Origin of the sequence: Pseudomonas sp. 3-2 (assembly GCF_019710535.1) — a bacterium.
Taxonomy (GTDB): Bacteria; Pseudomonadota; Gammaproteobacteria; order Pseudomonadales; family Pseudomonadaceae; genus Aquipseudomonas; species Aquipseudomonas pharyngis.
Genome location: NZ_CP081200.1, coordinates 2,405,071 through 2,430,063, shown reverse-complemented (window position 1 = coordinate 2,430,063; position 24,993 = coordinate 2,405,071). Strand labels below are relative to the sequence as shown.

At 60.9% G+C, this 24,993-nt stretch carries 18 protein-coding genes; 10 read left to right on the top strand and 8 right to left on the bottom strand.

Annotated features, from left to right (window positions below; genetic code table 11):
• Positions 1 to 2: 2 nt before the first annotated feature.
• The 4 genes from K3819_RS11050 (at position 3) to K3819_RS11035 (ending at position 6,656) form a co-directional block, all read left to right on the top strand.
• Positions 3 to 1,211 (top strand): LLM class flavin-dependent oxidoreductase, encoded by a 1,209-nt coding sequence (locus K3819_RS11050; RefSeq protein ID WP_221399288.1) that lies wholly within the window; start codon positions 3 to 5, stop codon positions 1,209 to 1,211.
• A 4-nt stretch (positions 1,212 to 1,215) separates the two neighbouring features.
• A complete protein-coding gene (locus K3819_RS11045; protein WP_221399287.1) occupies positions 1,216 to 2,802 on the top strand; it encodes an ABC transporter substrate-binding protein in 1,587 nt (528 codons plus the stop codon).
• Between the two features lie 146 nt (positions 2,803 to 2,948).
• Positions 2,949 to 5,531 (top strand): TonB-dependent receptor plug domain-containing protein, encoded by a 2,583-nt coding sequence (locus K3819_RS11040; protein ID WP_221399286.1) that lies wholly within the window; start codon positions 2,949 to 2,951, stop codon positions 5,529 to 5,531.
• Between the two features lie 39 nt (positions 5,532 to 5,570).
• A complete protein-coding gene (locus K3819_RS11035; RefSeq protein WP_221399285.1) occupies positions 5,571 to 6,656 on the top strand; it encodes an LLM class flavin-dependent oxidoreductase in 1,086 nt (361 codons plus the stop codon).
• A 140-nt stretch (positions 6,657 to 6,796) separates the two neighbouring features.
• Here the strand turns inward: K3819_RS11035 and K3819_RS11030 are convergent, their stop codons facing one another.
• From K3819_RS11030 to K3819_RS10995, 8 genes are all read right to left on the bottom strand, one after another.
• Entirely contained in the window at positions 6,797 to 7,255 is a 459-nt protein-coding gene (locus tag K3819_RS11030; protein ID WP_221399284.1) for an REP-associated tyrosine transposase, read from the bottom strand.
• Between the two features lie 179 nt (positions 7,256 to 7,434).
• The gene (locus K3819_RS11025) at positions 7,435 to 9,237 is read right to left on the bottom strand and encodes an ABC transporter ATP-binding protein (protein WP_221399283.1); all 1,803 of its coding nucleotides are present in this window, start codon (positions 9,235 to 9,237) and stop codon (positions 7,435 to 7,437) included.
• Entirely contained in the window at positions 9,234 to 10,079 is an 846-nt protein-coding gene (locus tag K3819_RS11020) for an ABC transporter permease (protein ID WP_221399282.1), read from the bottom strand. The genes K3819_RS11025 and K3819_RS11020 overlap by 4 nt, the downstream gene beginning before the upstream one ends.
• Positions 10,080 to 10,089: 10 nt before the next feature.
• Entirely contained in the window at positions 10,090 to 11,151 is a 1,062-nt protein-coding gene (locus K3819_RS11015; RefSeq protein WP_221399281.1) for an ABC transporter permease, read from the bottom strand.
• On the bottom strand, positions 11,144 to 12,715 hold the full coding sequence (locus tag K3819_RS11010; RefSeq protein ID WP_221399280.1) for an ABC transporter substrate-binding protein: 1,572 nt from the start codon (positions 12,713 to 12,715) through the stop codon (positions 11,144 to 11,146). Before K3819_RS11010 ends, K3819_RS11015 begins: the two co-directional genes overlap by 8 nt.
• A gap of 10 nt (positions 12,716 to 12,725) precedes the next feature.
• A complete protein-coding gene (locus K3819_RS11005) occupies positions 12,726 to 13,925 on the bottom strand; it encodes an LLM class flavin-dependent oxidoreductase (protein ID WP_221399279.1) in 1,200 nt (399 codons plus the stop codon).
• Between the two features lie 102 nt (positions 13,926 to 14,027).
• Positions 14,028 to 14,759, bottom strand: coding sequence for a class II aldolase/adducin family protein (locus tag K3819_RS11000; protein WP_221399278.1), 732 nt, complete (start codon positions 14,757 to 14,759; stop codon positions 14,028 to 14,030).
• 15 nt (positions 14,760 to 14,774) lie between these two features.
• A complete protein-coding gene (locus K3819_RS10995; RefSeq protein ID WP_221399277.1) occupies positions 14,775 to 15,830 on the bottom strand; it encodes an ABC transporter substrate-binding protein in 1,056 nt (351 codons plus the stop codon).
• 385 nt (positions 15,831 to 16,215) lie between these two features.
• Between K3819_RS10995 and K3819_RS10990 the strand changes: the two genes are divergently transcribed.
• The 6 genes from K3819_RS10990 to K3819_RS10965 all read left to right on the top strand — a co-directional run bounded on the left by K3819_RS10990 (position 16,216) and on the right by K3819_RS10965 (position 24,961).
• Positions 16,216 to 17,484, top strand: a complete 1,269-nt coding sequence (locus K3819_RS10990; protein ID WP_221399276.1) for an acyl-CoA dehydrogenase family protein — start codon at positions 16,216 to 16,218, stop codon at positions 17,482 to 17,484.
• Positions 17,485 to 17,663: 179 nt separating this feature from the next.
• The gene (locus K3819_RS10985; protein WP_221399275.1) at positions 17,664 to 19,445 is read left to right on the top strand and encodes an ABC transporter ATP-binding protein; all 1,782 of its coding nucleotides are present in this window, start codon (positions 17,664 to 17,666) and stop codon (positions 19,443 to 19,445) included.
• Complete coding sequence (locus K3819_RS10980) at positions 19,438 to 21,306, top strand: ABC transporter ATP-binding protein (RefSeq protein ID WP_221399274.1); 1,869 nt, start codon at positions 19,438 to 19,440, stop codon at positions 21,304 to 21,306. Before K3819_RS10985 ends, K3819_RS10980 begins: the two co-directional genes overlap by 8 nt.
• A gap of 326 nt (positions 21,307 to 21,632) precedes the next feature.
• Positions 21,633 to 22,793, top strand: coding sequence for an LLM class flavin-dependent oxidoreductase (locus tag K3819_RS10975; protein WP_221399273.1), 1,161 nt, complete (start codon positions 21,633 to 21,635; stop codon positions 22,791 to 22,793).
• A 20-nt stretch (positions 22,794 to 22,813) separates the two neighbouring features.
• Positions 22,814 to 23,866 carry an ABC transporter substrate-binding protein gene (locus K3819_RS10970; protein WP_221399272.1) on the top strand — a complete coding sequence of 351 codons (1,053 nt, stop codon included), beginning with the start codon at positions 22,814 to 22,816 and terminating at the stop codon, positions 23,864 to 23,866.
• A gap of 36 nt (positions 23,867 to 23,902) precedes the next feature.
• The gene (locus tag K3819_RS10965) at positions 23,903 to 24,961 is read left to right on the top strand and encodes an ABC transporter substrate-binding protein (RefSeq protein ID WP_150700409.1); all 1,059 of its coding nucleotides are present in this window, start codon (positions 23,903 to 23,905) and stop codon (positions 24,959 to 24,961) included.
• The last annotated feature ends 32 nt before the right edge of the window (positions 24,962 to 24,993 follow it).

Genomic DNA, 24,993 nt, shown 5'->3' with positions numbered 1-24,993 from the left:
ACATGAGCATTGAATTTTTCACGCGTCTGCCGCTTCACGGCGAAACCCAATTCCTCCCTGGCGACCCGCGCAACCGTGGCGACTGGCATCGCGGCGGCCCTAGCACCGGCGCTGTCTCGGCGTTCAGCGTGGGCGACCACTTTACCTACATCGACTACCTAGGGCAGATCGCCAAGGCCGCAGAGATCAACGGCTTCGGCGGTGCCCTGATGGTCAACGCCCCTTCGGGTGAAGAACCCTGGACCGTCTGCTCACTGCTCGCCCGTGAAACCCGCACGCTGAAATTCGTCACGGCATTCCAGCCCTACCACTACACGCCGTGGGTGGCGGTGCAGCAAGCCGCAACCTATCAGCGCGCCACCGGCAATCGCTTGGTGTGGAACATCATCAACGGCGGCTCGGACGCGATTCAGCGCCAGGTCGGTGACTTCAGCGATCATGACGAGCGCTATGAGCGGGCCATCGAGTTCATGGACGTGGTCAAGGGCTATTGGCACAACGAGAACTTCCACTACGAGGGCAAATTCTACAAGGCCGAAGGCGGTGGTTTGCGCGGGCCGTTGAAGAAGGCCGAGCTGCCACTGATCTGCACCGCCGGCTCATCGATCCCGGCCCGGGAGTTCGCGGCCAGGCACGCCGACTTCTACCTGATGCGCGCCGAGCACCCAGATGAAATTGCCGCTCTGATTGCCGATATCCGCGAGCGTGCATTGAAGTATGGGCGCACCGACATTCGTTTTGGCTTGTCGATCGATGTCATTACCCGGGAGAACGAGGAACTGGCCCGCACCGAAGCCAAACGTTTCTTCGATGAAGGCATCGCCAGGGGCGCGGTCAAGGCGGTGGCGGCCCATGCCGGGCTGCGCTCCGCGCGCAAGCTCAGCTACGAAACCGGGTTCGCAGAAAAGGCCGAGACCCAAAGCTTCGATGATTTTTTCATTCACCCCAACGTCTGGACCGGTTTCGGCTACATCGGTATTCCGCCGGGCTGCGCGCTGGTGGGCAGTTATGAAAATGTGGTGGCGCGGATTCGCGAGTACAACGCCATCGGCATTGATCTGTTCTTCCTCGCGGGCTACCCGCATCTGGAAGAAGCCTACCGCCTGGGCGAGCACATCTTGCCGCACTTTCGCAGTGAGCGCGTCGAACTGAGCCGCCCTGCTCCAGCACCGCTGGAGTTGCGCTCCGCCAACGGTCCGGCCGGAGCCTGATGCCATGAGCGACGACCACTCATTGTTCAGCCGTCGGGATTTTCTCGGCCACAGCGCGCTGCTTGGCGGTGGTTTACTGCTCGGTGGCGGCCTGCTCGCCGGCTGCGGCCCGAGCAGCGAAAAGCCAAGCGTCAGCACCACGGCCGACAATCAGCCGCGCTATGGCGGACGTCTGCGGCTGGGGATTCTCGACGGTAACCAGAGCGGCAACCTCGACGCACACAAACCCATCGGCAGCGGCATCGTTCGCGGCTTTGCGCTCTACAGCAAGTTGTGGGAATGGGACGAGCAAATGCAACCGCGCCTGGCCCTGGCCGAATTCGCCGAGCCGAATGCCGATGCCAGCAGCTGGACGCTTCGCCTGCGTCCAGACCTGGAGTTTCACCACGGCAAAACCATCGACGCCGATGACCTGATGTTCTCCATTCGCCGCCTCACCGACCCACAACTGGCCTCGCCCTACGCCGCGCTGTTGCACTGGGTTGACCGCGACAACCTGGTCAAACTCGACTCGCGCACCGTACGCCTGAACTTCCGCGAAGGCCGCAGCTACATGCCGCTGGCGGAAACCTGGGTCAATTTTGGCGGGATCGTGCCAGTGGACTACCACCCGGTGACCAACCCGGTAGGCGCTGGCCCGTACAAACTGAAAAGCTTCACCCCCGGCCAGCGCTCGTTGTTCACGCGGTTCGAGAACTACTACAAGGAAGGCAAACCCTACGCCGACGAGTTGGAAATCATCGATTTCAAGGATCAGGTTTCGCGCCTGGCCGCCCTGCGTTCCGGGCAAATCGACATGGCCAACGTGATGCCCACCGAGCAATTGGAAGTCCTGCAGCGCGACCCAAGGCTCACGGTTCTCAAATCGGTGACCGGCAACTGGTTGTCGTTCGACATGAACCTCGACAAACCGCCATTCAACGATCCACGGGTGCGCGAGGCATTTCGCCTGCTGGCCGACCGGGAAGAACTGGTGCGCCGAGCGCTCAACGGACAGGGCCGAGTGGCCAACGACCTTTATGCGCCGAGCGATCCGACCTTCAACCACACGCTGGGGCCGCGACCTCACGACCCACAACGTGCGGCGCAACTGCTCAAGGAAGCCGGGCATGAAAACCTTGAACTGGAACTGGTGACGACACCCGGTCCGGGGCTGACCTCAGCGTTGGTGCTGGCCGAACAGGCCAAGCGCATCGGTGTCACGCTCAAGGTCAAACAAGTCGACTTGGCCACGTTTCAGGGCCCGCTGCGCAACGACTGGACACTGAGTACTGGCGGCAGCATCGGTGCGCCATTCCTGGCCAGCGCGATTCACACCGACGCTCCGTTTGCCGTGTCGAACAAGACCCATTTCAACGATCCACAATTCAGCGAGTTGTTTCTGGCGGCCATGGCCCAACCCGACCTGGAGAAACGCAAGGCGCTGGTCCACAAGGTCCAGCAGATCCAGTACGAACGCGGCGGCATGTTGATCTGGGGCTACGCCGATTTGCTCGACAGTGTGGCCAACCGCGTGGGCGGCGCGGCGGCCGAAGAGTCGCTGTTCAGCACCTGGCGCTTTGAAAAACTCTGGTTGAAAGACACGGCATAACCCGCGCAGACGCCGACCTGTAGGAGCCGGCTTGCTGGCGATGGGGACCGTTATGACGCCATCGCCAGCAAGCCGGCTCCTACAGGGGCGGTGGCCGTTATGACGTTTACGCCATTCAATGAATTTATCTTTCGAGGCACATGTTCATGCCCTCTATCGGCTTCGTTCGTCCCGCTTCTGGCCACGCACTGGCATTGGTCATCGTTTCCACCCTGTCGACGGCGACCTTCGCCGCCGACACTCAACTGCAAACCGTCACTGTTCAAGCCAGTGCCAGCGATTCCGACGATGACGCCCTGCCCACCCGGTCTGTGTCCTCGATCTACGGAGGCATCGAAGCCAAGGTGCTCGACACTCCGCGCTCGATCACGCAGGTCAATGCCGAGCAACTGGCGAACGACCCGATCCGTAGCGCCGACGATCTGGTCAAATACGCGCCGGGCATCACCCGTGGTGGCGGCCAGAACGCCGGGATCGCACCGCAGTTTCGCGCTCAGGGTTCTGAAGTTTTCCAGGACGGCCAGCGCGCTTACGGTGTGCGACACCCGGCCAACTTCAACGCCTATGAAGGCGCCGACATCGTCGCCGGCCCATCCTCGGTGACCTATGGCTCGGTGTCCGGTAGTGGTGGCTACGTCAATTACCTGAGCAAGAAACCGAACTTCAATGAGTTCAAAACCAGACTCAGCGGTGAGCTGGGCACGTGGGTGCCGGACGGTGAATCCCGTGATTCCAGTAAATTCAGCGTTGATAACACCGGCCCGCTAAGTGACAACCTGTCCTACCGGATCAGCATTACCAAGCAGCGCCAGGAAGATTTCTACGACAACGTCGACAACAACTTCGACGCGTTCTACGGCGCCCTCGCCTGGCGCAATGACAACGTGCGCGTCGACTGGAATGCCAGTTACGACGACTACTACGACTACAACATCACCCACGGCTGGAACCGCGCCAACCAAGAGCTGGTGGACAGCGGCAAATATTACGCCGGGCGCGCGACGCCGATCATCCAGAACGGCAACACCCTGTGGTCGCCGGTACTCGCCTCTGGTGCAGCGGATGCGCCGACCCTGGGCTGGGTCAAACGCCAACGTAACGCTCAGGGCCAATACAGCGTTATCGATGGCAGTTTCCAGGCCGCCTCGCCTAACACACGCGCCAACCCGGGCAGCCTGCGTGGCTGGGTGTATGACCCGTCGCTGGCCGGCAACGGCCTGACCTCCCTGTCCTCGCAAACCGGCCAGCGCGACGAGGATGAAAACACCTCGCGGCGCTTCACCACGCAACTGCGGGTAGAAGCCGATCTGACGCCGACCGTCACCCTGGCCAACAGCACGTTTTACCAGCGCTCGCGGGACATGACCGACGCCGTCGGTTCTTTCCAGGTGCAGTCCAAGGACAATATTTTCGATAACCGCTTCGAGTTTCGCTCGCGTAACGAAGCGCAGCTGGGCGGTTTGACCTTGCGTGATGACAGCAATACCGGGCTGATTTACCGCCGCGAGTTCAACCAGTCGATCGCTGCCAACAACAACTTCGGTTCAACCATCAACGCCTATGACCTGACTCAGGACCCATCGGGCAAGAATCCGGGGGATCTGCTGGGGCTGACCGGTTCCAATCCGGCCGGTGGCAACGGTGCCTGGATCGGCCAGCCCGGGGTGCCGCAATTCTCCAACTACTATGGCTGGCTGAATCTGCCGGCTATGTACCCGGCCGGTCACGGGCTCTATGCCGAATCCGTCGCGCCTTACACCGCTGAAAGCACCTGGACCACGCGCACGTTGTTCACCCAGCACAACCTGAAGCTGGGCGAGCGTGTCGGCTTGAACATCGGTGCCAGCCGCAGCTGGATCGACGCTGAAATCGAAAACCCGTTCGTGCTAGCCGGTGGCAACCCACGCAAGGACAGTGACAACTACCGACTGTTTGCCTTTCAGGTCAGTCCGTACATAAAGCCCACCGAGAACAGCACGCTGTACTACACCTTCGATCGCTCGCTGGCGGTCAATACCGGGTTCTTCTCCAACGGACTGGGCTGGGGCAGCGGCGCCGGTGCCAACCTGCTCAACCCACTGGCCTTCGAAAGCCTGAGCGTATTGCACGAAGTCGGATTGAAAGTCGAAGCCGTGCCCAACGAGCTGTTCATGACCCTGGCGGCATTCAAGCAGGAACGGGATCAGTCACCCGACAGCAACAACAACATTGCGCGACTGGTGATCAAGGGCGTGGAGTCGACCATTCGTTACCAGCCTGACGATCACCTGCGCACGGCGCTGAACCTCTCAAAACTCACCGCCTACAACGAATTTGCCTCCCAGGCCGGTTTCGCCTCGGCGGGGTTCATTCCCGACAACGGCACGGTGTTCGGCGACAACAACAGCCTCAATCAGCGGCCGTCCGGACGCTTCGATGCGGTACAGATTCCCGAATACACCGCCAGTGGTTACGTTGACTACCGCTTCGATTCAGGTTTCGGCGCTGAACTGTCCGGCTGGTGGACCAGCAGCTGGTACCTGAACCTGAGCAAGACCGTGAAAATCCCCGACGAATACAACCTCGACCTTGCTGTGTACTACCGCCAGCCACAGTGGAGCACCACTTTGCGCGTGCTCAACCTGACCAACGAGCTGAACTTCGTCAGCGGTCTGGCCGGATCCACCAATACCTTCCTGCAACCCATGCCCGGCCGCACCTTGCTGGCCCAGGTGGATTACCAGTTCTAGCCCGCGGCCAATCCGTTTGCCGCCATCAGGAGTTTTTCTATGTCCATTGAATTCGTAGGCATGATTTTCCCCCGCCAGTGGTCCGAGACCCGGGGCGTGCGCAGCCCGGATTTCGATCTGGAGTTTATTCGTCACCACGCCCGCGCCCATGAGCATGCAGGGTTCGACCGAGTGCTGATCGCCAGCGGTCCGGGCAGCGCCGACAGTTTGCAGATTGCCGCCTACGCCGCCGCTCACACCGAGCGGTTGGGGTTCATGATCGCTCACCGTCCGGGCCTCACCGCCCCGACAGTCGCGGCCCGGTCTTTCGCGACACTGGATCACACCACCGGAGGCGGCCGGATTCGTCTGCATGCCATCACCGGGATCACCGCCGAACCTCAGGAAGGCGATTTCTTGCTGGACAAGACCGAACGCTATAAACGTACTGATGAATACCTGGAGATCGTCCGCCGGACGTGGACCGCCGAGGAGCCTTTCGACTTCGAAGGAGAATACTTCAACATCAAGGGTGCGTTCTCACCGGTCAAACCGTTGCAGCAGCCGCACATTCCGATTTCCTTTGGTGGGTCTTCGGACATTGCCTATCAGATCGCAGTGAAACATGCGGACCTGTATGCCTTGTGGGGTGAGCCTTTGAGCGGCGTGGCCGAACAGATCGGCAAACTGCGTGCGGCCGCCAGTGCAGCGGGTGTCGAGGCGCCGCGCGTTAGCCTGTCCGTACGATTGATCCTGGGTGCGACCGAGGAATTGGCGTGGCAACGGGCGCAGCAGATCCTTGAGCAGATCAAAGCCAACCCGCAATTTGCGGCGGGCAGCCCCTGGCAGAAACGCATCAAAGGCACCGGTTCCGAACGCTTGCTCGCCGCCGCAGCCCTGGGCGATCGTCATGACCGTGCGCTCTGGATGCCCACCGCCACCGCCGTCGGTGCCTACGGCGACACCACCGCGTTGGTCGGCACGCCGGAAACCGTGGCCCAGGCGTTGCTGGATTACGTCGATCTGGGAGTGACCACGTTCCTCAACCGCGGCTACGACCCGCTCTACGACACCGTGGATTACGGTCGCTGGATCATCCCGGCCGTGCGCGAAGAAGCACGCCGCCGCAAGGCGCGGGTGGCGTAAGCACATCGCAACGCTCACCGATACCATCGCCAGTACGCCGCCCGCACCAAGCCGGCTCCTACAATGGATAGTTGTGAATCCAGTCCCGTAGGAGCCGGCTTGCAGGCGATGGCGTCACAACGGCCACCACGTGCTACCCGCTACAACCATTTGGAATCCCACAAAGGATAATCATGCACACGCCTCACCAACCCCGCACGTAACGGATTGGCAACGATGTATCGGGCCACTGCCTGTAAATCATCCTCCCGTCGAATTGCACGGTCGTGAAAGCCTCTCTGCCATAGCGGGCCACTACGTTTTAAAGATGCATTGACTGCCCGTGCGCTGCAAGACTTGGTAGCCAGCATCAACGCCGGCAACGTGCTGTTCTTCAGTTCCACTAGCCAATGAAAATGATCGGGCATGACCACCCAAGCGAGTGACTCGGCGCATTCTTCTGTCTGGGCCTGGCGAAATTGGTCCACCATCAGGCGCCCAACGCGCCAATTGGCAAATACCGGATCACGGTGATGAGTGACGGCCGTGAGCAAGTAGATTTGGCCGGATTGGGAATAGCGCCCGCCGCGCAAGCGATTGGCGTGGGGAAGATCGGGCATTCCATTGCCCTCCTGTGTTTAAGTCCGAAATACAACGTTAGTGCGTAAGAATGAGGAACGTCGTCAAATTCTGGCACTGGATGTGTCCGTACTGCCCTCATCGCCAGCAAGCCGGCTTCTACAGTTATATGTCGCATCACGTTTCAGCGTTGTAGGAGCCGGCTTGCTGGCGATTGACGTCACCGCAATGTCGGAGAGTTTTCCAGCAATGTGCGCGTATACGCCGCTTGCGGCTGATCCAGCACCGCATCCAGCCGCCCCTGCTCCACCACACGACCCAACTTCAACACCAATACCCGGTCGGCAATGGCGCGAACCACGCCCAGGTCATGGGTGACGAACAGCAGCGTCAGCCCTTCCCCTTGCAGTTGCCGCAACAGCGCCAGAATCGACGCCTGAACCGAGACGTCCAGTGCCGAGGTGATTTCGTCGCAGATCAATAGTTTTGGCTCACAGACCAACGCCCGTGCAATCGCCACGCGCTGACGTTCACCACCGGACAGGCTGTGAGGATACTGATCCGCCACGTAGGCCGGTAGCGACACCCGCTTGAGCGCCGTATCCACCTTTTGCCGCACGGATGCGCCCTTGATGCCGAAGAAATGCTCCAGTGGCGCACTCAAGGTTTGGTAAACCGTTTGCCGCGGATTCAGTGCCCGATACGGGTTCTGGAAAATGTACTGAATCTGGTGCCGTTGCGCTCCGTCACGTTGTCGCGCCGACAGGCTCAACAACTCGCCCGCGTAATGCAACTCACCTTCGGCGTTCTCTCCCAGGCCAGCAATGGCGCGGGCCAGGCTGGTTTTGCCCGAACCGGACTCACCCACCAGCGCCAGGCATTCACCGGCAGCCACACGCAGAGACACATCGAACAGGACCTGGCGGTCGTAGGCCACGTTCAGGTCTTTGATCTCCAGTAGTGGCGTGCGCTCCAACGCTTCAATGACTGGTGACGCCGAGGTTTGGCTGATCAGCTGCAAGGCCTGAAGATGCGGAGCCAGACAGGCCACACGCTGCTGTGAAGAGAGGTCCTGCAATTGCGGTTCGAGCACCGAACACGCCGCAACTCGACGGCCACATCGAGGCGCGAAGGCGCATCCCTGTGGTCGCTGTCCCGGTGCCGGTGCATGACCCGGAATCGCCTGCAAATCCCGGCGTTGCGACACATCGGGAATCGCCGCCAACAAGCCGCGGGTATAGGGATGAGCCGGTTGATGGAACAGCACTTCGCGCTGTGCAACCTCGACGATACGCCCGGCGTACATCACCATCACCCGGTCCACCAGATCCTTGATCACCGCCAGGTCATGGGACACATACACCGCCGCCACGCCCAGGCTTTTGCATAACCGGCGCAACGTCGCCAGGATGTGGGCCTGGGTGGTGACGTCCAGCGCTGTCGTCGGCTCATCGAGCACGATCAGTGCCGGGCGCAAGACAAAGGCCAACGCCAGCATCACCCGTTGCTGCTGCCCTCCGGATAATTGATGGGGAAAGCGTCGCAAAAATACTGCGTCATCGGGCAACCCGACATCGCGCAAGGTATCGACAATGCGCTGCTGTTGCGCGGCGCGGTCCAGTTCAATCTGGTGAACGCTGAGGGTTTCACGCAGCAGATTGCCGATACGCAATGCCGGATTCAGCGCGGTCGCCGGGTCCTGGGCCACGTAGCCAATCAGGCTGCCCCGAGCCCGACGCAGGTCTTCACCTGTCAGCGTCAAGAGTGATCGACCGGACACTTCGACCTGTCCACCGACAATCCGCGCCCCCCTTCGGGCATGGGCCAGCAAGGCGGTGGCCAGGGTAGTCTTGCCGGAGCCGGACTCCCCGACCAATCCAAGAATTTCTCCGCATTCAAGATTGAAGGTGACGCCGGACAGCACATCGATTTGCCCCGGTAACTCAACCCGCAAATCGCGAACCTGCAACACCTGTGTCGTCAGTACAGGATGACGGGATTCGATCCCGGCAATGGTGTTCATGGCTGTTTCTCTCCGATCCTTGAACTGCTGCGGCCGATGCCTTCAGCCAGAATATTGGTGCCATAGGCAAAAATGCCGATCAGAATCGCCGGAGCCAGTACCGCCCACGGCTGTACCAGCAAACCCGCCTGATTTTCGTTGATCATCAGCCCCCAATCAGCGGTGGGCGGCGCCACGCCGTAACCGAGAAAACTCAAGCCCGAGAGCATGCCCACGCCCCAGGTCAGCATGTTGCCAAAGTGCACCAGCAGCGGCGTAAGGATGTTCGGCAGGATTTCCTTGAAAAGAATCCGCCGCCTCGAATAGCCCATCATCTGTGCGGCCTCGACAAACTCCTGCCCCGCCACTGCCACCGCGCTGCCACGGGCCAGGCGAATCACCCCCGGCGTGAAAGCGATCGACACGGTCAGCACAATCAGCCAAGGCGCGCGCCCCAGCATCGAGACGATTAACAGCACCAGAATCAGGTCGGGAAAAGCCAGTGACACGTCCGCCAGCCAGGTGATCAACTGATCCAGGCATCGCCGGGAAAATCCCGCCAACAGGCCCAGAGTGCTGCCGGTCAACAACGCGATCGAAGCCGCCGCCACCGACATCCAGAGCACTGACAGGCCACCACTGAGCAAGCGCGACAACACGTCATGGCCGAGGAAGTCATAGCCCAACCAGGCAGCACCCACCGGCGCGCCATACACAGAGCCGACCATTGCTGTCGGACTGTGCGGCGCCAGTAACGGCCCAAGCAGTGCCAGGACCACCACCGCCAGGGTGATCAGTGTGCCCTTGCGGGTTTGCGGTTCCGCCAGCCACTGTTGCCAGCGCAAACTTCGGGAGTCAGTCATGCATCACCTCTCAAGGCGCCTTGGATGGGGAGCGACGCCACCAAGGCTGGATGCCCCTGCGATCAGGCCGAATCATGGTTACCCGGCGTGCGGTCCGTAGTTTGGGAGTCAGCAGCACCGTCAGCAGATCGGCGAACAGGTTGATCAGCACCACGCCCAGGGTGATCACCAACACGATGGCCTGAACCATCGGCAAATCACGCATTTGAATCGCCGAGTTCAACGAGGTGCCGATACCCGGATAGCTGAAGATCACCTCCGCCAACAAAGCACCACCGATCAACGTACGCAAAGTCAGGGCCACGCCCTGGATCGCCGGTACCAATGCATTGGGCAACGTGTGCCGCCAGACGATTCGCGACTCGGGAATACCCCGTAGCCTGGCGGCTACAACGTAGTCGGACTCCAACGCTTCGATCATCGACGCCCGCACCATGCGCGTCAGGTACGGCAAGGCCGAGAGACTGAGGGCCAACACCGGCAGCACCAGAAACTGCAATTGGCGCAGCAGCGATTTGTCCGGATCAAGAATCGACACCGCCGGGAGCACGTCCATGTGCGGCATCGAAAACAGCAATACCAGGCCGATGGCCAATAGAAAACCCGGGGTAGCCTTGAGGAAAATCAACAGCGACAGGCTCCAGCGGTCCAGACGACTGTCACGCCGCAAGGCCAGCGACACGCCAAGCAGTAACGCCGCGGGCACCACCACTGCAATCACGCCGGCCAACAGCGCCAACGTGTAGCCGAATCGACCGAACAAGATGCTGCCAACCGGCGCATTGGAATCGAGCGACACCCCTAACTCGCCTCTCAACGCATGGCCGAGCCAGCGCAGGTATTGCTCCAGAATCGGCCGATCCAGGCCTAACTGTTTTTGCAGCGTGAGGATGCTTTCCAGCGGCGCATCCGGGCCGAGAATCACCCGCGCCGGGTCCGAAGGCAGTGCCTGTGTGGCAATGAACACCACAAGACTGATGACCCATGCGGTCAGCAGGCCGTAGCCCAATCGTCCGATGAACCAGGACAACCAGGCCGGCGTGCGCAGGGCTTTGCAAGACGGCTCAGGCATGGTTCACCCACATCTCGTCGAAGCGCCATGAGGCGAAGGTCGTCTGTTCCGGAGACAATCCACCGACGCGGACAGAGGCGGCATCCAGTACGTCATTGAAACCCCAGATCAGCAGACCGCCGCGCTCGTGTTGAATACTTTGTGCCTCGTGTACCAGGACCTTGCGCTGTTCCAGAACTGGCTGCGCCAGTGCCTGTCGGTACAGCGAAGTGAAACGCTCATCGTGGAAATTGCTGCGGTTGTAAATGGCCTGCGGCGCGTCGTTATGCAGCGCCGACGCCAGAAAGCCCCGTGCCGGCGTCGAGCCCGGCGATAGCAACCAGTTTTCCCGTTGCGGGCCGTTGAACACCGAGCCATCGACCTGGGTGACCTTGATCTCGACTCCGGCTTTCTTTGCCTGCTGGGCAAACACCAGCGCCGCATTGACGCCCGGTCCGGGCGTGGTAGTCAGCACCACCCGCAGGTCGTCTTGCCCCGTCTGACGCAAGAGTGAACGCGCTTGTTCCAGATCGTATGGGCGCTGGACAATGCTGTGGTTGTAGGTCGGGTCGTGGGGAGAATACAGGTCATTGGCGATCCGCCCGAAGCCATTGAGCCCGCGGTCGATCAGTTCGCGACGGTCGGCCAGCAGCCGAAACGCCTGACGCACGCGCTGATCCTGAAACGGCGCTTTGGCCAGATTCAAGTTGAAACCGGTAAATGACGTGCTCGGTGACGCATACAACTTGAGTCGCGAATCAGCCTTGAGCAGCGCGCTGTGTTCGGCCTGCACGCCGCTGGCGACATCGATTTGTCCGGCACGCAAAGCCGCAGCACGGGACACTTGATCCTTGAACTCGATGATTTCCAGTTCATCGGCATAGGGTTGGCCGGGTTTGTAGTAGTTTTCGAAACGCTGGTAGAGCGAGCGCTGACCGGGGATGAAACTCTTGAGTTTGTAAGGCCCGGCACCCACCGGATTGCTGATCGGGTCGTAATCGGTGGGGACAATGCCACCGAAACTGATCAGGGTTTCATCCAGCGGATAGAAGCTTTGTCCTTCCTTGAAACATATTTCAATGGTGCGTGCGTCCAGTTTGCGCAAGGCATTGCGGTCAATCGCACCCACCAGACCGGCAAAGGGCGAAGCCAGTTTCGGGTCGGTCAGGCGCAGGATCGAGAACAGCATGTCATCGGCGCCAATGCTCTTGCCGTGGTGAAACTCCAGCCCCGGCTTGATGCGAATGGTCCAGGCGCTGGCATCCGCGTTGGGCTCGGCAAATTCGGCCAGGGCCAGTCGCGTGCTGACGTCGGTGTTCCACTCCCAGAACTTGCTGTACAACGCCCAGCCGCGAATGATCCCACCGCCCACCGGTTTGTGCGCGTCGAGGTTGCCTGACTGGTCGCCATCGATAATGCCGACCCGCAGACGACCGCCATGCACCGGCGTGCTGGACAACGCTGCTGCGCCACTGACAGTAGCTCCATTGTCGCAACCGCTGAGCAGGCTGCTGCCGAGTATCAGGCCGCCACCTACCGCCAGGCCGTTACCGAGAAACGTACGACGGGAAAATCCTTCGCTCATGACTGACTCCTCAGGCTTGCTCGACCACGTTGGCGCGCTGCACCGTTGGTGCGTCGGCCCGCAGGCGCGGTACGTCGAACCCGTGATCCAGGTCGAGCAACGGGAACAACAGGTCCGCCACCCGGTGCGCCTCATCGATCAACGGGAAACCTGACAGGATGAACGCCGACGTGCCTTGGGCTTCGTATTCACGAATGCGCTCGGCGACCTGTTCGGCGCTGCCCACCAGATAAGTACCCGCGGCCGGGCCGAGGATGTTGAAACCGAACAGGCTCGGACCGAGCCAGACGTTGGGGTAGATCTCCAGGTCCCTTGCCTTGGGCAGGCGACCTGCACGAATGGCCTCGACGTTGCGCTGTATTTGCGGGTCGTCGCTGTGGAAGCTGTCCAGGGTTTCGCCTGCGGGCAGTTGCCGTTCGATGGCTGTGCGCGCGGTCTGCAGCGAGGTGCGCTGCAAGAGTTTTTCGGCGTGGGCCCAGGCTTCTTCTTCGGTTTCACGGACAATGATTTGCAGGCGCGTGCCGAAGGTCAGCTCGCGGCCGATTTTCGCTGCCTCTGCCGCCACTTTGCGAAACTTCTCGCCAAGCTTGGGTGGTGTGTTGGCGAAGCTCAGGTAGACGTCGAGCAACTGCACCGAATGGGCAACGCCGGGGCCCGAGGTGCCTGCGCCCCACAGCGGGATTCCTGGCTTCTGTTTGGGTGGGTGCCAGCCGCCCAGTGGATGGTGGGCAGCGGCTGGCGTCCGTGGGGCAAGCTTGACGTATTGACCGTCATACCCCGAGGTGTCGCCAGCGTAGAAGCGCTGAAAGGCGCGCCAGTATTCGAGGCTGAAGTCATAGCGCTCATCGTGGGGGTAATGCACACCGAGGGTCGCCAGGCCAGCGTCGTTGCCGTTGACGACGTTGAACAACAGGCGGCCGTTGGAGAATTGATCGAACGTCAGCGCCCACTTGGCCAACACCGCTGGCGATAATTCGCCGGGGTGCTGCGCCACCAGAAAACGCAGGCGCTGGGTGGCATCGATCAACGCAGCGGAAACGGCCAGGCTTTCGTTGGGACTGGAACCCAGCAGTGATCCGTAATATCCCAGGCGATCGCTGGCCACGGCCAGTTGCTTCAAATGCTCGAAATCGGTTTTCCAGCGTCCTTCCGGCTCCCACGGATAAGGTCCGTCGGGGGTGGTGAGGTACCAGAGAATTTTTACAGCCATGGGCGTGTTCCTTGATTATGTGTCGACCGTTCGGCCGCCATCGCCAGCAAGCCGGCTCCTACAGTTCGATCACGTGAACCCGATGCATCGTTGTGACCGGGTTTAATTACGGTGGTCGATGGCGGGTACCAGGCCCAGTTCGGTGGCTTGTTCGTAAAGGCCGCTCATTTTCCATTGCTGGGTCAGAACGCCCGGCCCATAAGGACGGGACCCACCCAAGGCATCGGCGAGCAATTGCAGTTGCGCGCCCTCTTCCAGCAGCAAGATGAATTCAGCGGTGGCACGCAAACCTTGCTTGCCCCACACGGTCGACCCGCCGTTGGCTTCCAGAATGGCCAGGTTGAAAGGGTTCTCGTTGATCTTGTCGAGGATGAAATCGACTTCCTGCTGACGTCGGTCGATGTACACCGGCAGCTCCCGGGCCAGTTGATAGCGCTGCACCGGCACGTATTGGAATGGCAGGGTGCGATGGGTCTGCGCCCAGGCACCGAGGTACGGCGAATGCACATGGGACACGGTGGTGATGTCGGCATGCTGTTGGAACAGTTTGGTGTATCGCCCCAAACCGCCCTTGCCTTTGCCGTAGATAACCTTGCCTTCAAAATCGGTGACCGTCGCTTGCAGCGGCTTACGGTAATTCCATGGTCCGCCGTAGTTGACCGACACCAGCAGTTCTTGACCCGGCACACGCTCGATGAAACCGACGGTGCCGTTGGCCGTGATGGTGTTGGTCTCACGAAATACGGTGAAGGCTTCCTCAGCCTCGATCAACACCTTGTCGATAAAGCTCTTCAGTTCTTCGCTGATCAATTGTTCGTTGATAAGTACGGTCATGGCATTTCTCCGGATTCAGGCGCGGCGCTTGGCCAGCAGTTCATGGGCGGCTTGCAATGGATGCGGATCGACCCAGTCGGCGATGGAAAAATCGCGTTCCAGGAAGCCGTGCAGATAAAGAAAATCTTTCTGGGTATCGAGAAACTCAATGCGCTGCGAAGACAGATCCGGCGCAAGCGTGGTGTGGAATTCTCCGCGATAGGCCTCGGCGACCCCGGCGCTGCCGGCGCGGGTTTCTTCTTCCAGAATGGTGTTCAGTGCCTCGCGGTTATTGGCGGCCCAGTCAGCGGCATTGAGGGTTTGCGCGAGAAACCGCACCACCAGGTCGAAGTGGTTGTCCAGCAGGCTCTGGTGGACGGTGATCGGACGCGGCGTACCGTTGTTGATGCGATAGCGCGGCTCGGCGACCAGGTCCAGGTCGATGCCTACCACCAGCCCGAGACGCCGCGCGGCGTCGGCGGCGGAAGCACCTTTGACGTAGACCGCGTCCACCTCACCGCGTACCAGGTAATCGAGGCCCGACCACAATCGTTGTAAACCTTCCTGCGGGTTCGCCGCTCGCTCCTGGTCCTGAAGGTCGACTTCCACCAGTTCAACATCATCGAACCCCAGCCCGGCCAGGCTCAGCGCGCCTTTATAGCCGTGCAAACTCATGGCCCGAGCGATGCTTCCAGGACGGGTTTCGCCCCAGGCGGGCAGCGCCAGACGCTTGCCTTTTAGATCCTGCGGCCGGCTGATGCCGGAGTCCGGACGAACCAGAATGGTTTGCCATTCTTCGATCCAGGTCAGGCCGATCAAGCGACTTGGCGCACCGGCCGCCCGCGCCGCCAATGCCGGCACATTTCCGCCTTCGCGAAACAGTCCCGGCAACTCGTGATCGTAGTGGTGATGACCCAGTTGACGGGCCTCCTGCAAGGTCGAAACCGGCAGCCCATCGGCAGCGAACTCGTCGCTGAGCCAGCCGAGTTTGTAGGCGATACCGGAGGCCGTCGGAACCGGGCACCGGGTGAACCAGATCTGGTCCAGCTCAGTCTGGGGATCGGGTCGGGTTTGTTTGGTAGCAAGCGTCATGGGCAGCTCCATCTGGTTAGAAGTCAGTCGCGGCGACTATTTGCCAGAGCTATTGCAGTGCTCGTGCCAAAAGCTGAAAGCCTTGGTTTTAAAGGGCTTCAGGCCTTCGTGCGCAAATACCGCCCCCGCAACTGCTGGCCTGCCAGCAGCGTTGCGCGGCGACTGCTGCTGTTCGAGCAATCGCCGCCATCGCGCTGCTTCTCCAGCAGCACCTGATCTTCCTTTGCCGCGCCAGACCCTGCACCGCACAGGGTTTAAAGCCCTTGGCGCAGAACTTGCTCAAAGCCTTTCACAAACCTGAAGGACGCCATCGCCAGCAAGCCGGCTCCTACAGGGGATTCGTTTGGTTTACACGGTCAGCAGATCAATTATCAGAGGTACCGCAATGAGCAATGTTGAATATCATCCCACCGGCCAACTCACCCAGGAGCAAGCCCCCATTCGCTTGCTGCAAAGCGAAGCCCAGGCCATCGCCGTGGCCAGGGAAATTGCCCTGGAGATTGCCGAAATCGCCGCCGATGCCAGTCAGAACGGCCAACTGCCCAAGCGCCAGGCGCTTCTGTTGTCCGAAAGTGGCCTGACGGCCATTGGCGTTCCCAAGGCTTTTGGCGGGCTCGGTGCTTCGGTGGAAACCATCGTTGAAACCGTGCGCCTCATTTCAGTCGCTGACGGCGGCGTCGGTCAGTTGCTGCAAATCCATAACGTCATGCTGCGGGGAATTTTCACCGGCTATTCCGAAGAGATTCGCGACCGGCTGATTCGCGACGTGTTGGCCGGCAAGCGTTTCGGCAATGCCTTGGCCGAAGTGGGCGGCAAGAACAAGTTCGCGCTCAAGACCCGTGTCGAACGTCGCGCCGACGGCAAGCTGATCCTCAATGGCAGCAAGTTCTACTCAACCGGTTCTTACCTGGCCGAGTGGATTTCCCTGACGGCCGCCAGTGACGACGGCGGTGCCGGCGTGCTGCTCAATCGCAATACCCCGGGCCTGACGCTGGTCGATGACTGGGAAGCCTTCGGCCAGAAGAACTCGGTGAGCGGCACGGTGATCTTCGACAACATCGAACTCGACGAAGGCTTCGTCTCGCAGCGGAAAGGACCGATGAAACGCACAGGTCTGACCTTCCCGCAGATTCTCCACGCGGCCATCGACACTGGCATTGCCGAAGGCGCACTGTCGGCCGCCGTGCAATACCTCAATCAAAACGCCCGTCCCTGGGTGGAAAGCGGCGTCGATCACGCCAATCAAGAACCGCACATCATCAAACAGATTGGCGAATACGCCGTGGCCTTGCGGGGTGCGCAATCCTTGCTGCGCGATGCTGCACGGGTGTTCGACCAACACGAACTGGACCCGGACAACAAGGAGCTGCAGGACGAACTGATTCTCTCGGTGGCCACCGCGCGCGCCCATTCCGATTCGGCCTCGCTGAAGATCTCCAGCGACATCTTTTCCCTGCTCGGCGCCAGCTCGTCACTGAGTAAATGGAACCTCGATCGCTTCTGGCGCAACGCCCGGGTCCACACCACCCACGACCCGATCCGCTGGCGCCTGCATCACGTCGGCAACTACTACCTCAATGGGGTCGATCCGGGCGAGTACACCGCAATCCTCAACGCCAAGGAAAAACAGGGTGCCACCAGCCCTGGGCGATGAATCGGGTTCACGCGCTTGAACCGTAGGAGCCGGCTTGCTGGCGATAACACCGACAAACCTGCGGGAGCTGGCTTGCCAGCGATTGGCCTTCGACGTTTGCACCGCAATCAAAGACGCCATCGCCAGCAAGCCGGCTCCTACAGGTGCGTTGGGTGTGGCACTTATCACAGAGCAATTAGATGATCGAAAAACACCCCCTATTGCGTAGCCTGGCGATTTACCGGGAAATGCCCTGGCGATTCACGTTGGTAGCGGCGTTGTTCATTGCCGTGAACCTTGGGCTGGTCTGGCAGCAATGGCTGATCGGGCACGCGGTGAACGATGTCAGCGCCGGTCGCGCGGTGATCCGGCAAGCCGATGGCAGCCTGGATGCCAGCCGAGGCTGGTACTGGTTGTGGCTGATGCTCGCGGTGGCCGTGGGCCGTGGCGCCTTGCAATACGCCGCCAGCGTGTTGTCACTGGTGCTTAGCCAGGAACTGCTGACGCGTCTTCGCGAACGCATCCTGCAACAGGTGCAAACGCTGCACTTGGATTATCACTGGCAGCACGGTATGGGTGAAATGATCACGCGCACCACCCGTGATGCCGACAAGGTTCGCGATGCGCTCATCAGCTTCTGGCGCCAAGTGGTGGAAACACCACTGGTGGTACTGGCAACCGTCGGCCTGCTGGGTTGGTACAACCCGCTTCTGGGGCTGGTTCCGTTGTTGCTGACTGTGTGTGGCCTCTGGATTTTCGTACGCCAGACCGAGCGCCTGGTCACGCTTGATCGAGCGGTTGGCGAAGCCTATGACCGGGTCAATCAGGACCTCAGCGAAGGCATCAGCGGCGTGCGGGTAATCAAGTCGTTTGGCCTGGAACACAGTCGGATTCAGCGCTTCGCCTCGCAGGTTGCGGTGTTCGCTGACCACGCCCGCGACGCCCTTGCCTACTCCAGTTCGCGCATCCCCCTGCCCCAGGCCGTCGTTGCCTTGGGGCACGTATGGATACTGGTGTACGGCGCTCATCTGGTGGCCACCGGTCGATTAGGCATCGGTGAATTGGTCACTTCACTGCTGATCGCCACCACCCTGGTGTTTCGCATCGAAGGCATCGGCCGTGTCATGCAGACCTTCGCCGATGCACGCTCCAGTGCCGAGCGAATATGGCAACTGCTGGACGAACCGGCCGCGATTCGCAGCGGTAATTACAACCTTCCCGATTCGCCGCTGGGGCTGAAGCTAGATCACGTCAGTGTCAGCGCTCCCGGAGGCGGGCGAGAGATTCTGCGTGATTGCTCGCTGACTTTGCAGCCCGGTGAAATCGTTGCTCTGGTGGGTGCGACCGGTACCGGTAAAAGCCTGCTGGCAAGCCTGTTGCCACGTCTGAGCGACATCAGTTCCGGTCGTTTGCTGATCGGTTCGGACAGTGCTGGCTGGCAAGACATTCGTCATTGGAATCTGGACGAACTGAGGCGCCGGGTGCATGTGGTGCCGCAAGAAAGCTTTTTGTTTTCCGACACGCTCGCGGCCAATCTGCGCCTCACTGCACCGCACGCCAGCGATCAACAGTTACGTCGCGGTTTGCGACTGGCTGCCGCTGAAGATGTGCTTGAACGTCTGCCCCAAGGTTTGGCCACGCCGCTCGGTGATCGTGGCGTGACACTGTCGGGTGGACAACGCCAGCGCCTGAGCCTGGCCCGTGCGCTGCTCGGCGCGCCGGACGTCCTGTGCCTGGACGATGCCACCAGCGCGCTGGATGCGATCAGCGAACGCCAGGTGTTGAACAACATTCGTCAGCTGCGCCGTGATCAAGGCCGGGCCACCACCTTGCTGGTGATCTCCAGCAAGCTCTCGACCATCCTCCTGGCGGACCGCGTGCTGATGCTCCAGGACGGTCGGATCGCCGCCAGCGGTACCCATGCTGAACTCTTGAAAACCCATCCGGATTACCGCGACCTGCTAGGGATCGACCATGGCTAACCCAATCGCCGGCAAAGCCTTGAGCGATATCGAAATTGAAGAAATGCTGGCCAAAAAAGCCCTCGACCGCAGCATGTTCAGTCGACTGTTGCCGCTGCTGAAACCGATTCGCCGACACATTGCCGGCGTCATCGGCATTGAGCTTTTGCTGGTATTCACGGTGTTCCTGCGCCCCTGGTTCGTCCGTGAACTGCTTGACCGCGGGCTGATTCAACAGAGCGATCACTGGTTGCTCGATGAGCGCCTCGCGCTCTGGCTCGGCTTGGGCTTGGCAGCCAGTTGGCTGGGGCGATTCCTGCTCGCCGGGATCTCCCAGTTTGTGGCCGGCAGTGCGGCGATCCGTGTGTTGAATGACCTGCGGGTGCGGGTGTTTGCTCACGTCCAGAGCCTGAGCGTCAGCTATTTCGACCGGACCAAGACCGGTCGGATCATTTCCCGTGTCGACCGCGATGTCGATGCCCTTGAGCCGCTGTTGATCCAGGGTCCGCCCGAATTGCTGGGCGCTTTGCTGCGCTGCGCACTGGCTTCAGTGATGCTCTGGCGCATCGATCCACGGTTTTTTCTGAGCCTGGCCGCGACCGTGCCTTTGCTGGTGCTGGCGACCTGGAGTTTCAAACGCATCTCCCAGCGCAACTGGGCCAAGGTCGCAGAGAACCGCAGTCGTTTCACCGCGCATCTGGTAGAGAGCGTCAGCGGCGCACGCATGTTGCAGCAGTGTGCCCAGCAGGCCCCAAACCTGCGGCGCTATCGCAGATTGCTGGATGACTTCAATCAGGCGCTGATTCGCGGCAGCCTGCGGTCCGGCTGGTTCGCCCCTTTTACCGCCCTGCTCAGCTCAGCGGGCATGGCGGTGCTGTTGTTGGTGGGCGCTTACGGTCTGGCGCAGACGGAAGTGACCGTGGGCCAGATCGCAGAGAGTCTGTTTTATGTATTCCTGTTCCTCGGGCCTTTGCAGGAGCTGTCGGACCTGTTCGAACGCTACGCCACGGGTTCGGCTTCGGCGCAGCGCATCTTCCTGCTGCTCGACACCCGCCCGGAAATCAATGACAGCGCGATGCCACAACGGGTGGGCAAAGCGCGGGGCGAAGTGAGTTTTGAACGAGTGCGGTTCAGCTACGATGCCAACAGTGCGTCGCCGGTGATCAACGATCTTGACCTGCACATTCCTGCCGGTGAGGTGCTGGCGATAGTCGGCCCCTCGGGCCATGGCAAGAGCACGCTGGTGCAGTTGTTGACGCGCTTCTATGAGGTGCAGTCGGGTGCAGTCAGGCTGGATGGCATTGATGTTCGCAACCTGTCCCAGCATGAGTTGCGGCGTAACGTCGGCGTGGTCTTGCAGGACAATGTGTTGTTCAGCGGCAGCATCCTCGACAACCTGCGTCTGGCAGCGCCCCACGCCGACGATGCGAGCCTGATTGCAGCTGCCCGGGAGTTGGGCGCTGACGAAGTACTGGAGCGTTTGCCACACCAATACCAAACCGAAGTCGGGCCGCTGGGCGGGCACTTGAGTCATGGGCAACGGCAGTTGGTTTGCCTGGTGCGCGCCTATCTTGCAGATCCGGCGGTGCTGGTGCTGGACGAAGCGACCTCAGCTGTCGACATCTATACCGAGCGTCGAATACAGCGAGCGTTTCGTCGACTTTGCGAAGGTCGCACCGCCATCATCATCGCCCATCGCCTGGCGACCATTCGCGATGCCGACCGTATCGCGGTCATTCGTCAGGGTCGCCTGGTCGAGCAAGGGCCGCACAGCCAATTGATCAATCAAGGTGGGGCTTATGCGGCGCTGTACCAGACCTACCTGCGCAGTGCCGAAGCGGGTTCGTCCATTGATGAGATTGTCGCCACAGCATCAGCGTGATTCAGACCGCCATCGCCTGTAGGAGCCGGCTTGCTGGCGATGACGTCCTTGATATCGCAAAAAAACCAGCGGCCTCATCGCCAGCAAGCCGGCTCCTGCAGATGCACGTGCGATAAACATTCCTTGTTGCACGTCGAGCAACCATTGCTGACGGACTGCTGCTACAGAAGCACCCTCGCCGTCCATCCCTCCCCGATTCCCCGCCAAAGGCCCGGCCCCGCTGGCCATAACCCGGCTCGCCGAGCATGGCATGTCCGTTGCAACCACCCTGACAAGACGTCCTCGCACCTGCGCGACGCACCGCGTACTTGAATCAGGAGCACCCCATGAGCACTGAGTTTTTCTGGCGCCTGCCGCTGGGCACCGATGGTCCGCAACTGACCACCGACAAACACAACCGCGGCAATCCGCACTATCGTCCCGGTAACATCGCACCCGGGCGCTTGCCCAACGGTGACCCCGACGACTTCACCTACATCGACTACATCGCCCAAGTCGCCAAAGCTGCAGAACTGGCCGGTTTCGAAGGCGCCTTGTTGCCCACCGGCCCGGAGCCGTGGATCGCCGCAGCGGCACTGGCACGGGAAACCCGTCGCATCAAATTTCTCATCGCCTTCCAGGCGACCTGGACCCTGCCGGCCTACGCCGCGCAACAAGCCGCCATCCTGCAAAACCTCAGTCGCGGACGCCTGGAGTGGAACATCATCACCGGTGGCAACCCCGCCAGTCAGCGGGCCAACGGCGACTACCTGGAACATGACCTGCGCTACAAGCGCACCGGCGAATTCCTCGACATCATTCAGGGCCTTTGGCAGAACGATCGCTTCTCCTATGACGGCGATATCTACCAATTGGAGAACGGTGCCCTGCCCCACGGCCTGCAAAACGAGCGCAAACCCGGTGTGTACTTTTCCGGGTTCTCCGACGTAGCGCTGGATGTGGCCGCCAAACACGCAGACGTTTACCTGAACTGGGCCGAGCCCATCGACAAGCTCAAGCCGCACATCGAGCGCGTACGTGAACTGGCGGACAAACAGGGTCGCAGCGTGCGCTTCGGTCTGCGGGTGGACCTGTTCGCCCGGGAAACCGAAGAGTTGGCTTGGAAAGATTTGCGTCGCCAGTTCGACAAGCTCGAAGGCAAGAGCAGCGTGGTCGCCAAGGGTTTCACCAGCGGCTCCGATTCGGTCGGTGGCGCACGCCAGACCGCTTACCACCAGAACATCGACCGCTTCGACGACCTGATCATCGGCCCAAACCTGTGGGCGGGTTTCGCCAAGGCCAAACCGGGGCCGACCGTGGGTCTGGTGGGTAGCCACGAGAACATCGCCGAACGCCTGGTGGAATACCGCGATGTCGGTTTCTCAACCTTCATCCTCGCCGGCAACCCACACCTGGAAGAAGCACTGCGCATTGGTCAGGAAGTCCTGCCGCTGGTGCACCAACGCCCTGCCGTCCAGACGGCAGCTCATTTGAAGGCCAGCGCCTGAGCGCTGCGGGAGAATTTCTGATGACTCACCCCCTCGACACCCTGTGGTACACCCGCTGTCCGGTTCCCACCGGGCTGGGCATCGCTGTGCAAAAAGGCTGGCTGCAAGACACCGTTGGCGCATTGGGCACGCAGGTGCAGTCGTTGCGCGAATCCACCGACAAGGCTGTTCGCGAGTCGCATTTCGATCACACGCTGCGCAATTCCGTACGCCATGGCGGCAATATTCCGGCGATCTGGGCTCGGGCCCAAGGCCGGGAAACACGCGTTATCGGCCTGTCATGGGCCGATGAAGTGCAACTGATCCTGACCCTTCCAGGCAGCGGCATCAAAACCGTCAAGGACCTCAAAGGACGCCGTTTCGGCTTGCCCGACTGGGCCGGTGCGCAGATCGATTTCACCCGCGCCCAAGCCCTGCGCGGGCTGGAAAACGCTCTGATTCTGGAAGGCTTGCAGGTCGGTGACGTGCAATTGGTGAACTACCGCTATGACGGCACGTTCAGCGATCCGCAGGTCAGTACCGTGAACGGCACACCGGTCAGCGCACAGCGGGTCGAGGGACGAAATCTGGAATTGGTCGGTCTGCTGCGCGGCGAGGTCGATGCGATTTTCCTCAAAGGCGCCAGCGCTGCCCGCCATGCCCATGAATTCGGCCTGCGTACCGTGATCGACACCGGCTCGCACCCCGAGCCGCTGATTCGCAGTAACAACGGCACCCCCCGCACACTGGCAGTGGACCTGAACCTGCTGGACAACCACTTCGACGTCGCCACCGGCATTCTCGATTCCGTACGACGCGCCGAACATTGGGCTCACACCCACCCCGAAGACACGCGCCGCTACCTGGCCCGCGAAATCAACAGCAGCGAGTACTGGGTCAGCGCCGCTTATGGCAATGACGCCCACCTGCGCCTGCGCACCGAACTGGATGAACAAGCCATTGCTGCACTGCAAGACTTCACCCACTTTCTGCATCGCTGGCGCTTCATCCCGCAAAGTTTCGACGTGCGCGACTGGATCGACCGTCGCCCACTGGACGCGCTGCTGCAAACACACACCGCGCTGGCTGGCTAACCCGCCAGGTTTCATGGACTCGAACTGAAGGCCTTTATGAGCAAACCACTCGATACGCTTTGGTACACCCACAGCCCTGTTCCCACGGGGTTGGGCATCGCTGTGCAATCCGGTCGACTGGCGGAAGCCTTTCTGCCGTTCGGCACCAACATTCAATCCCTGCGCGAGTCCAGCGAGCGGGAAGTTCGCGAAGCACACTACGACCATCACCTGAAAAACTCCGTGCGTCACGGCGGTAATATCCCGGCCATCTGGGCCTACGCCAGCGGCGTACAGACCCGGGTGCTGGGGCTGTCCTGGAGCGACGAGGTGCAGTTGATCCTGACCACCGCAGAAAGCGGCGTGAAGAGTGTTCGTGACCTGAAAAACCGGCGCTTCGGCGTGCCTAAATGGGCCAACGTGCAGATCGACTTCACCCGCGCCCAAGCCCTGCGCGGGCTAGAGAATGCTCTAAAGCTCGAAGGCCTGGAGGTGTCTGACGTTGAGCTGGTGGACTACCCCTATGGCGGCACCTACAGCGATGATCAGAAACAACATGTCTACGGCTCGGAAGTCAGCCTCGGTGTAACGCGCTTCAGCCGTCGCAATAACGAACTGATCGGCCTGTTGCGCGGCGACATCGACGCGATTTTCCTCAAGGGCGCCCACGCCGTGCACTTGGCCAACGAATTCGGCTTGCAGGTGGTTATCGATACCGGCTCGCACCCCGACCCGCTGATTCGCTCGAACAACGGCACACCACGGACGCTGACCGTTGATACTCATCTGTTACATGAGCATTTCGACGCCAGCGTGAAAATCGTCGATACCGTGCTGCGCACCGAGCAATGGGCGTGGGCCAATCCGGATGAAACCCGGCGTTTTCTGGCCCGTGAATTGAACACCAGCGAGTACTGGGTGGCTGCCGCCTACGGTGAAGACGCTCACCGGCGTTTGCGCACGACCCTCGATACCCGCTCCATCGAGGCGCTGCAGGATTTCACCGACTTTCTGCATCGCTGGGACTTTATCCCGCGGCGATTCGATGTGCGCGACTGGATCGATTTCAGCGTACTGGAAAACGTCATCGGCTCCACTTCTCGCCTGGCGGTTTGAGTTCTTCGTCGCCACCAATACCGCCATCGCCA

Coding starts and splice junctions, on each gene's coding strand:
- K3819_RS11050 (WP_221399288.1), top strand. CDS start 3: ATGAGCATTGAATTTTTCACGCGTCTGCCGCTTCACGGCGAAACCCAA.
- K3819_RS11045 (WP_221399287.1), top strand. CDS start 1,216: ATGAGCGACGACCACTCATTGTTCAGCCGTCGGGATTTTCTCGGCCAC.
- K3819_RS11040 (WP_221399286.1), top strand. CDS start 2,949: ATGCCCTCTATCGGCTTCGTTCGTCCCGCTTCTGGCCACGCACTGGCA.
- K3819_RS11035 (WP_221399285.1), top strand. CDS start 5,571: ATGTCCATTGAATTCGTAGGCATGATTTTCCCCCGCCAGTGGTCCGAG.
- K3819_RS11030 (WP_221399284.1), bottom strand. CDS start 7,255: ATGCCCGATCTTCCCCACGCCAATCGCTTGCGCGGCGGGCGCTATTCC.
- K3819_RS11025 (WP_221399283.1), bottom strand. CDS start 9,237: ATGAACACCATTGCCGGGATCGAATCCCGTCATCCTGTACTGACGACA.
- K3819_RS11020 (WP_221399282.1), bottom strand. CDS start 10,079: ATGACTGACTCCCGAAGTTTGCGCTGGCAACAGTGGCTGGCGGAACCG.
- K3819_RS11015 (WP_221399281.1), bottom strand. CDS start 11,151: ATGCCTGAGCCGTCTTGCAAAGCCCTGCGCACGCCGGCCTGGTTGTCC.
- K3819_RS11010 (WP_221399280.1), bottom strand. CDS start 12,715: ATGAGCGAAGGATTTTCCCGTCGTACGTTTCTCGGTAACGGCCTGGCG.
- K3819_RS11005 (WP_221399279.1), bottom strand. CDS start 13,925: ATGGCTGTAAAAATTCTCTGGTACCTCACCACCCCCGACGGACCTTAT.
- K3819_RS11000 (WP_221399278.1), bottom strand. CDS start 14,759: ATGACCGTACTTATCAACGAACAATTGATCAGCGAAGAACTGAAGAGC.
- K3819_RS10995 (WP_221399277.1), bottom strand. CDS start 15,830: ATGACGCTTGCTACCAAACAAACCCGACCCGATCCCCAGACTGAGCTG.
- K3819_RS10990 (WP_221399276.1), top strand. CDS start 16,216: ATGAGCAATGTTGAATATCATCCCACCGGCCAACTCACCCAGGAGCAA.
- K3819_RS10985 (WP_221399275.1), top strand. CDS start 17,664: ATGATCGAAAAACACCCCCTATTGCGTAGCCTGGCGATTTACCGGGAA.
- K3819_RS10980 (WP_221399274.1), top strand. CDS start 19,438: ATGGCTAACCCAATCGCCGGCAAAGCCTTGAGCGATATCGAAATTGAA.
- K3819_RS10975 (WP_221399273.1), top strand. CDS start 21,633: ATGAGCACTGAGTTTTTCTGGCGCCTGCCGCTGGGCACCGATGGTCCG.
- K3819_RS10970 (WP_221399272.1), top strand. CDS start 22,814: ATGACTCACCCCCTCGACACCCTGTGGTACACCCGCTGTCCGGTTCCC.
- K3819_RS10965 (WP_150700409.1), top strand. CDS start 23,903: ATGAGCAAACCACTCGATACGCTTTGGTACACCCACAGCCCTGTTCCC.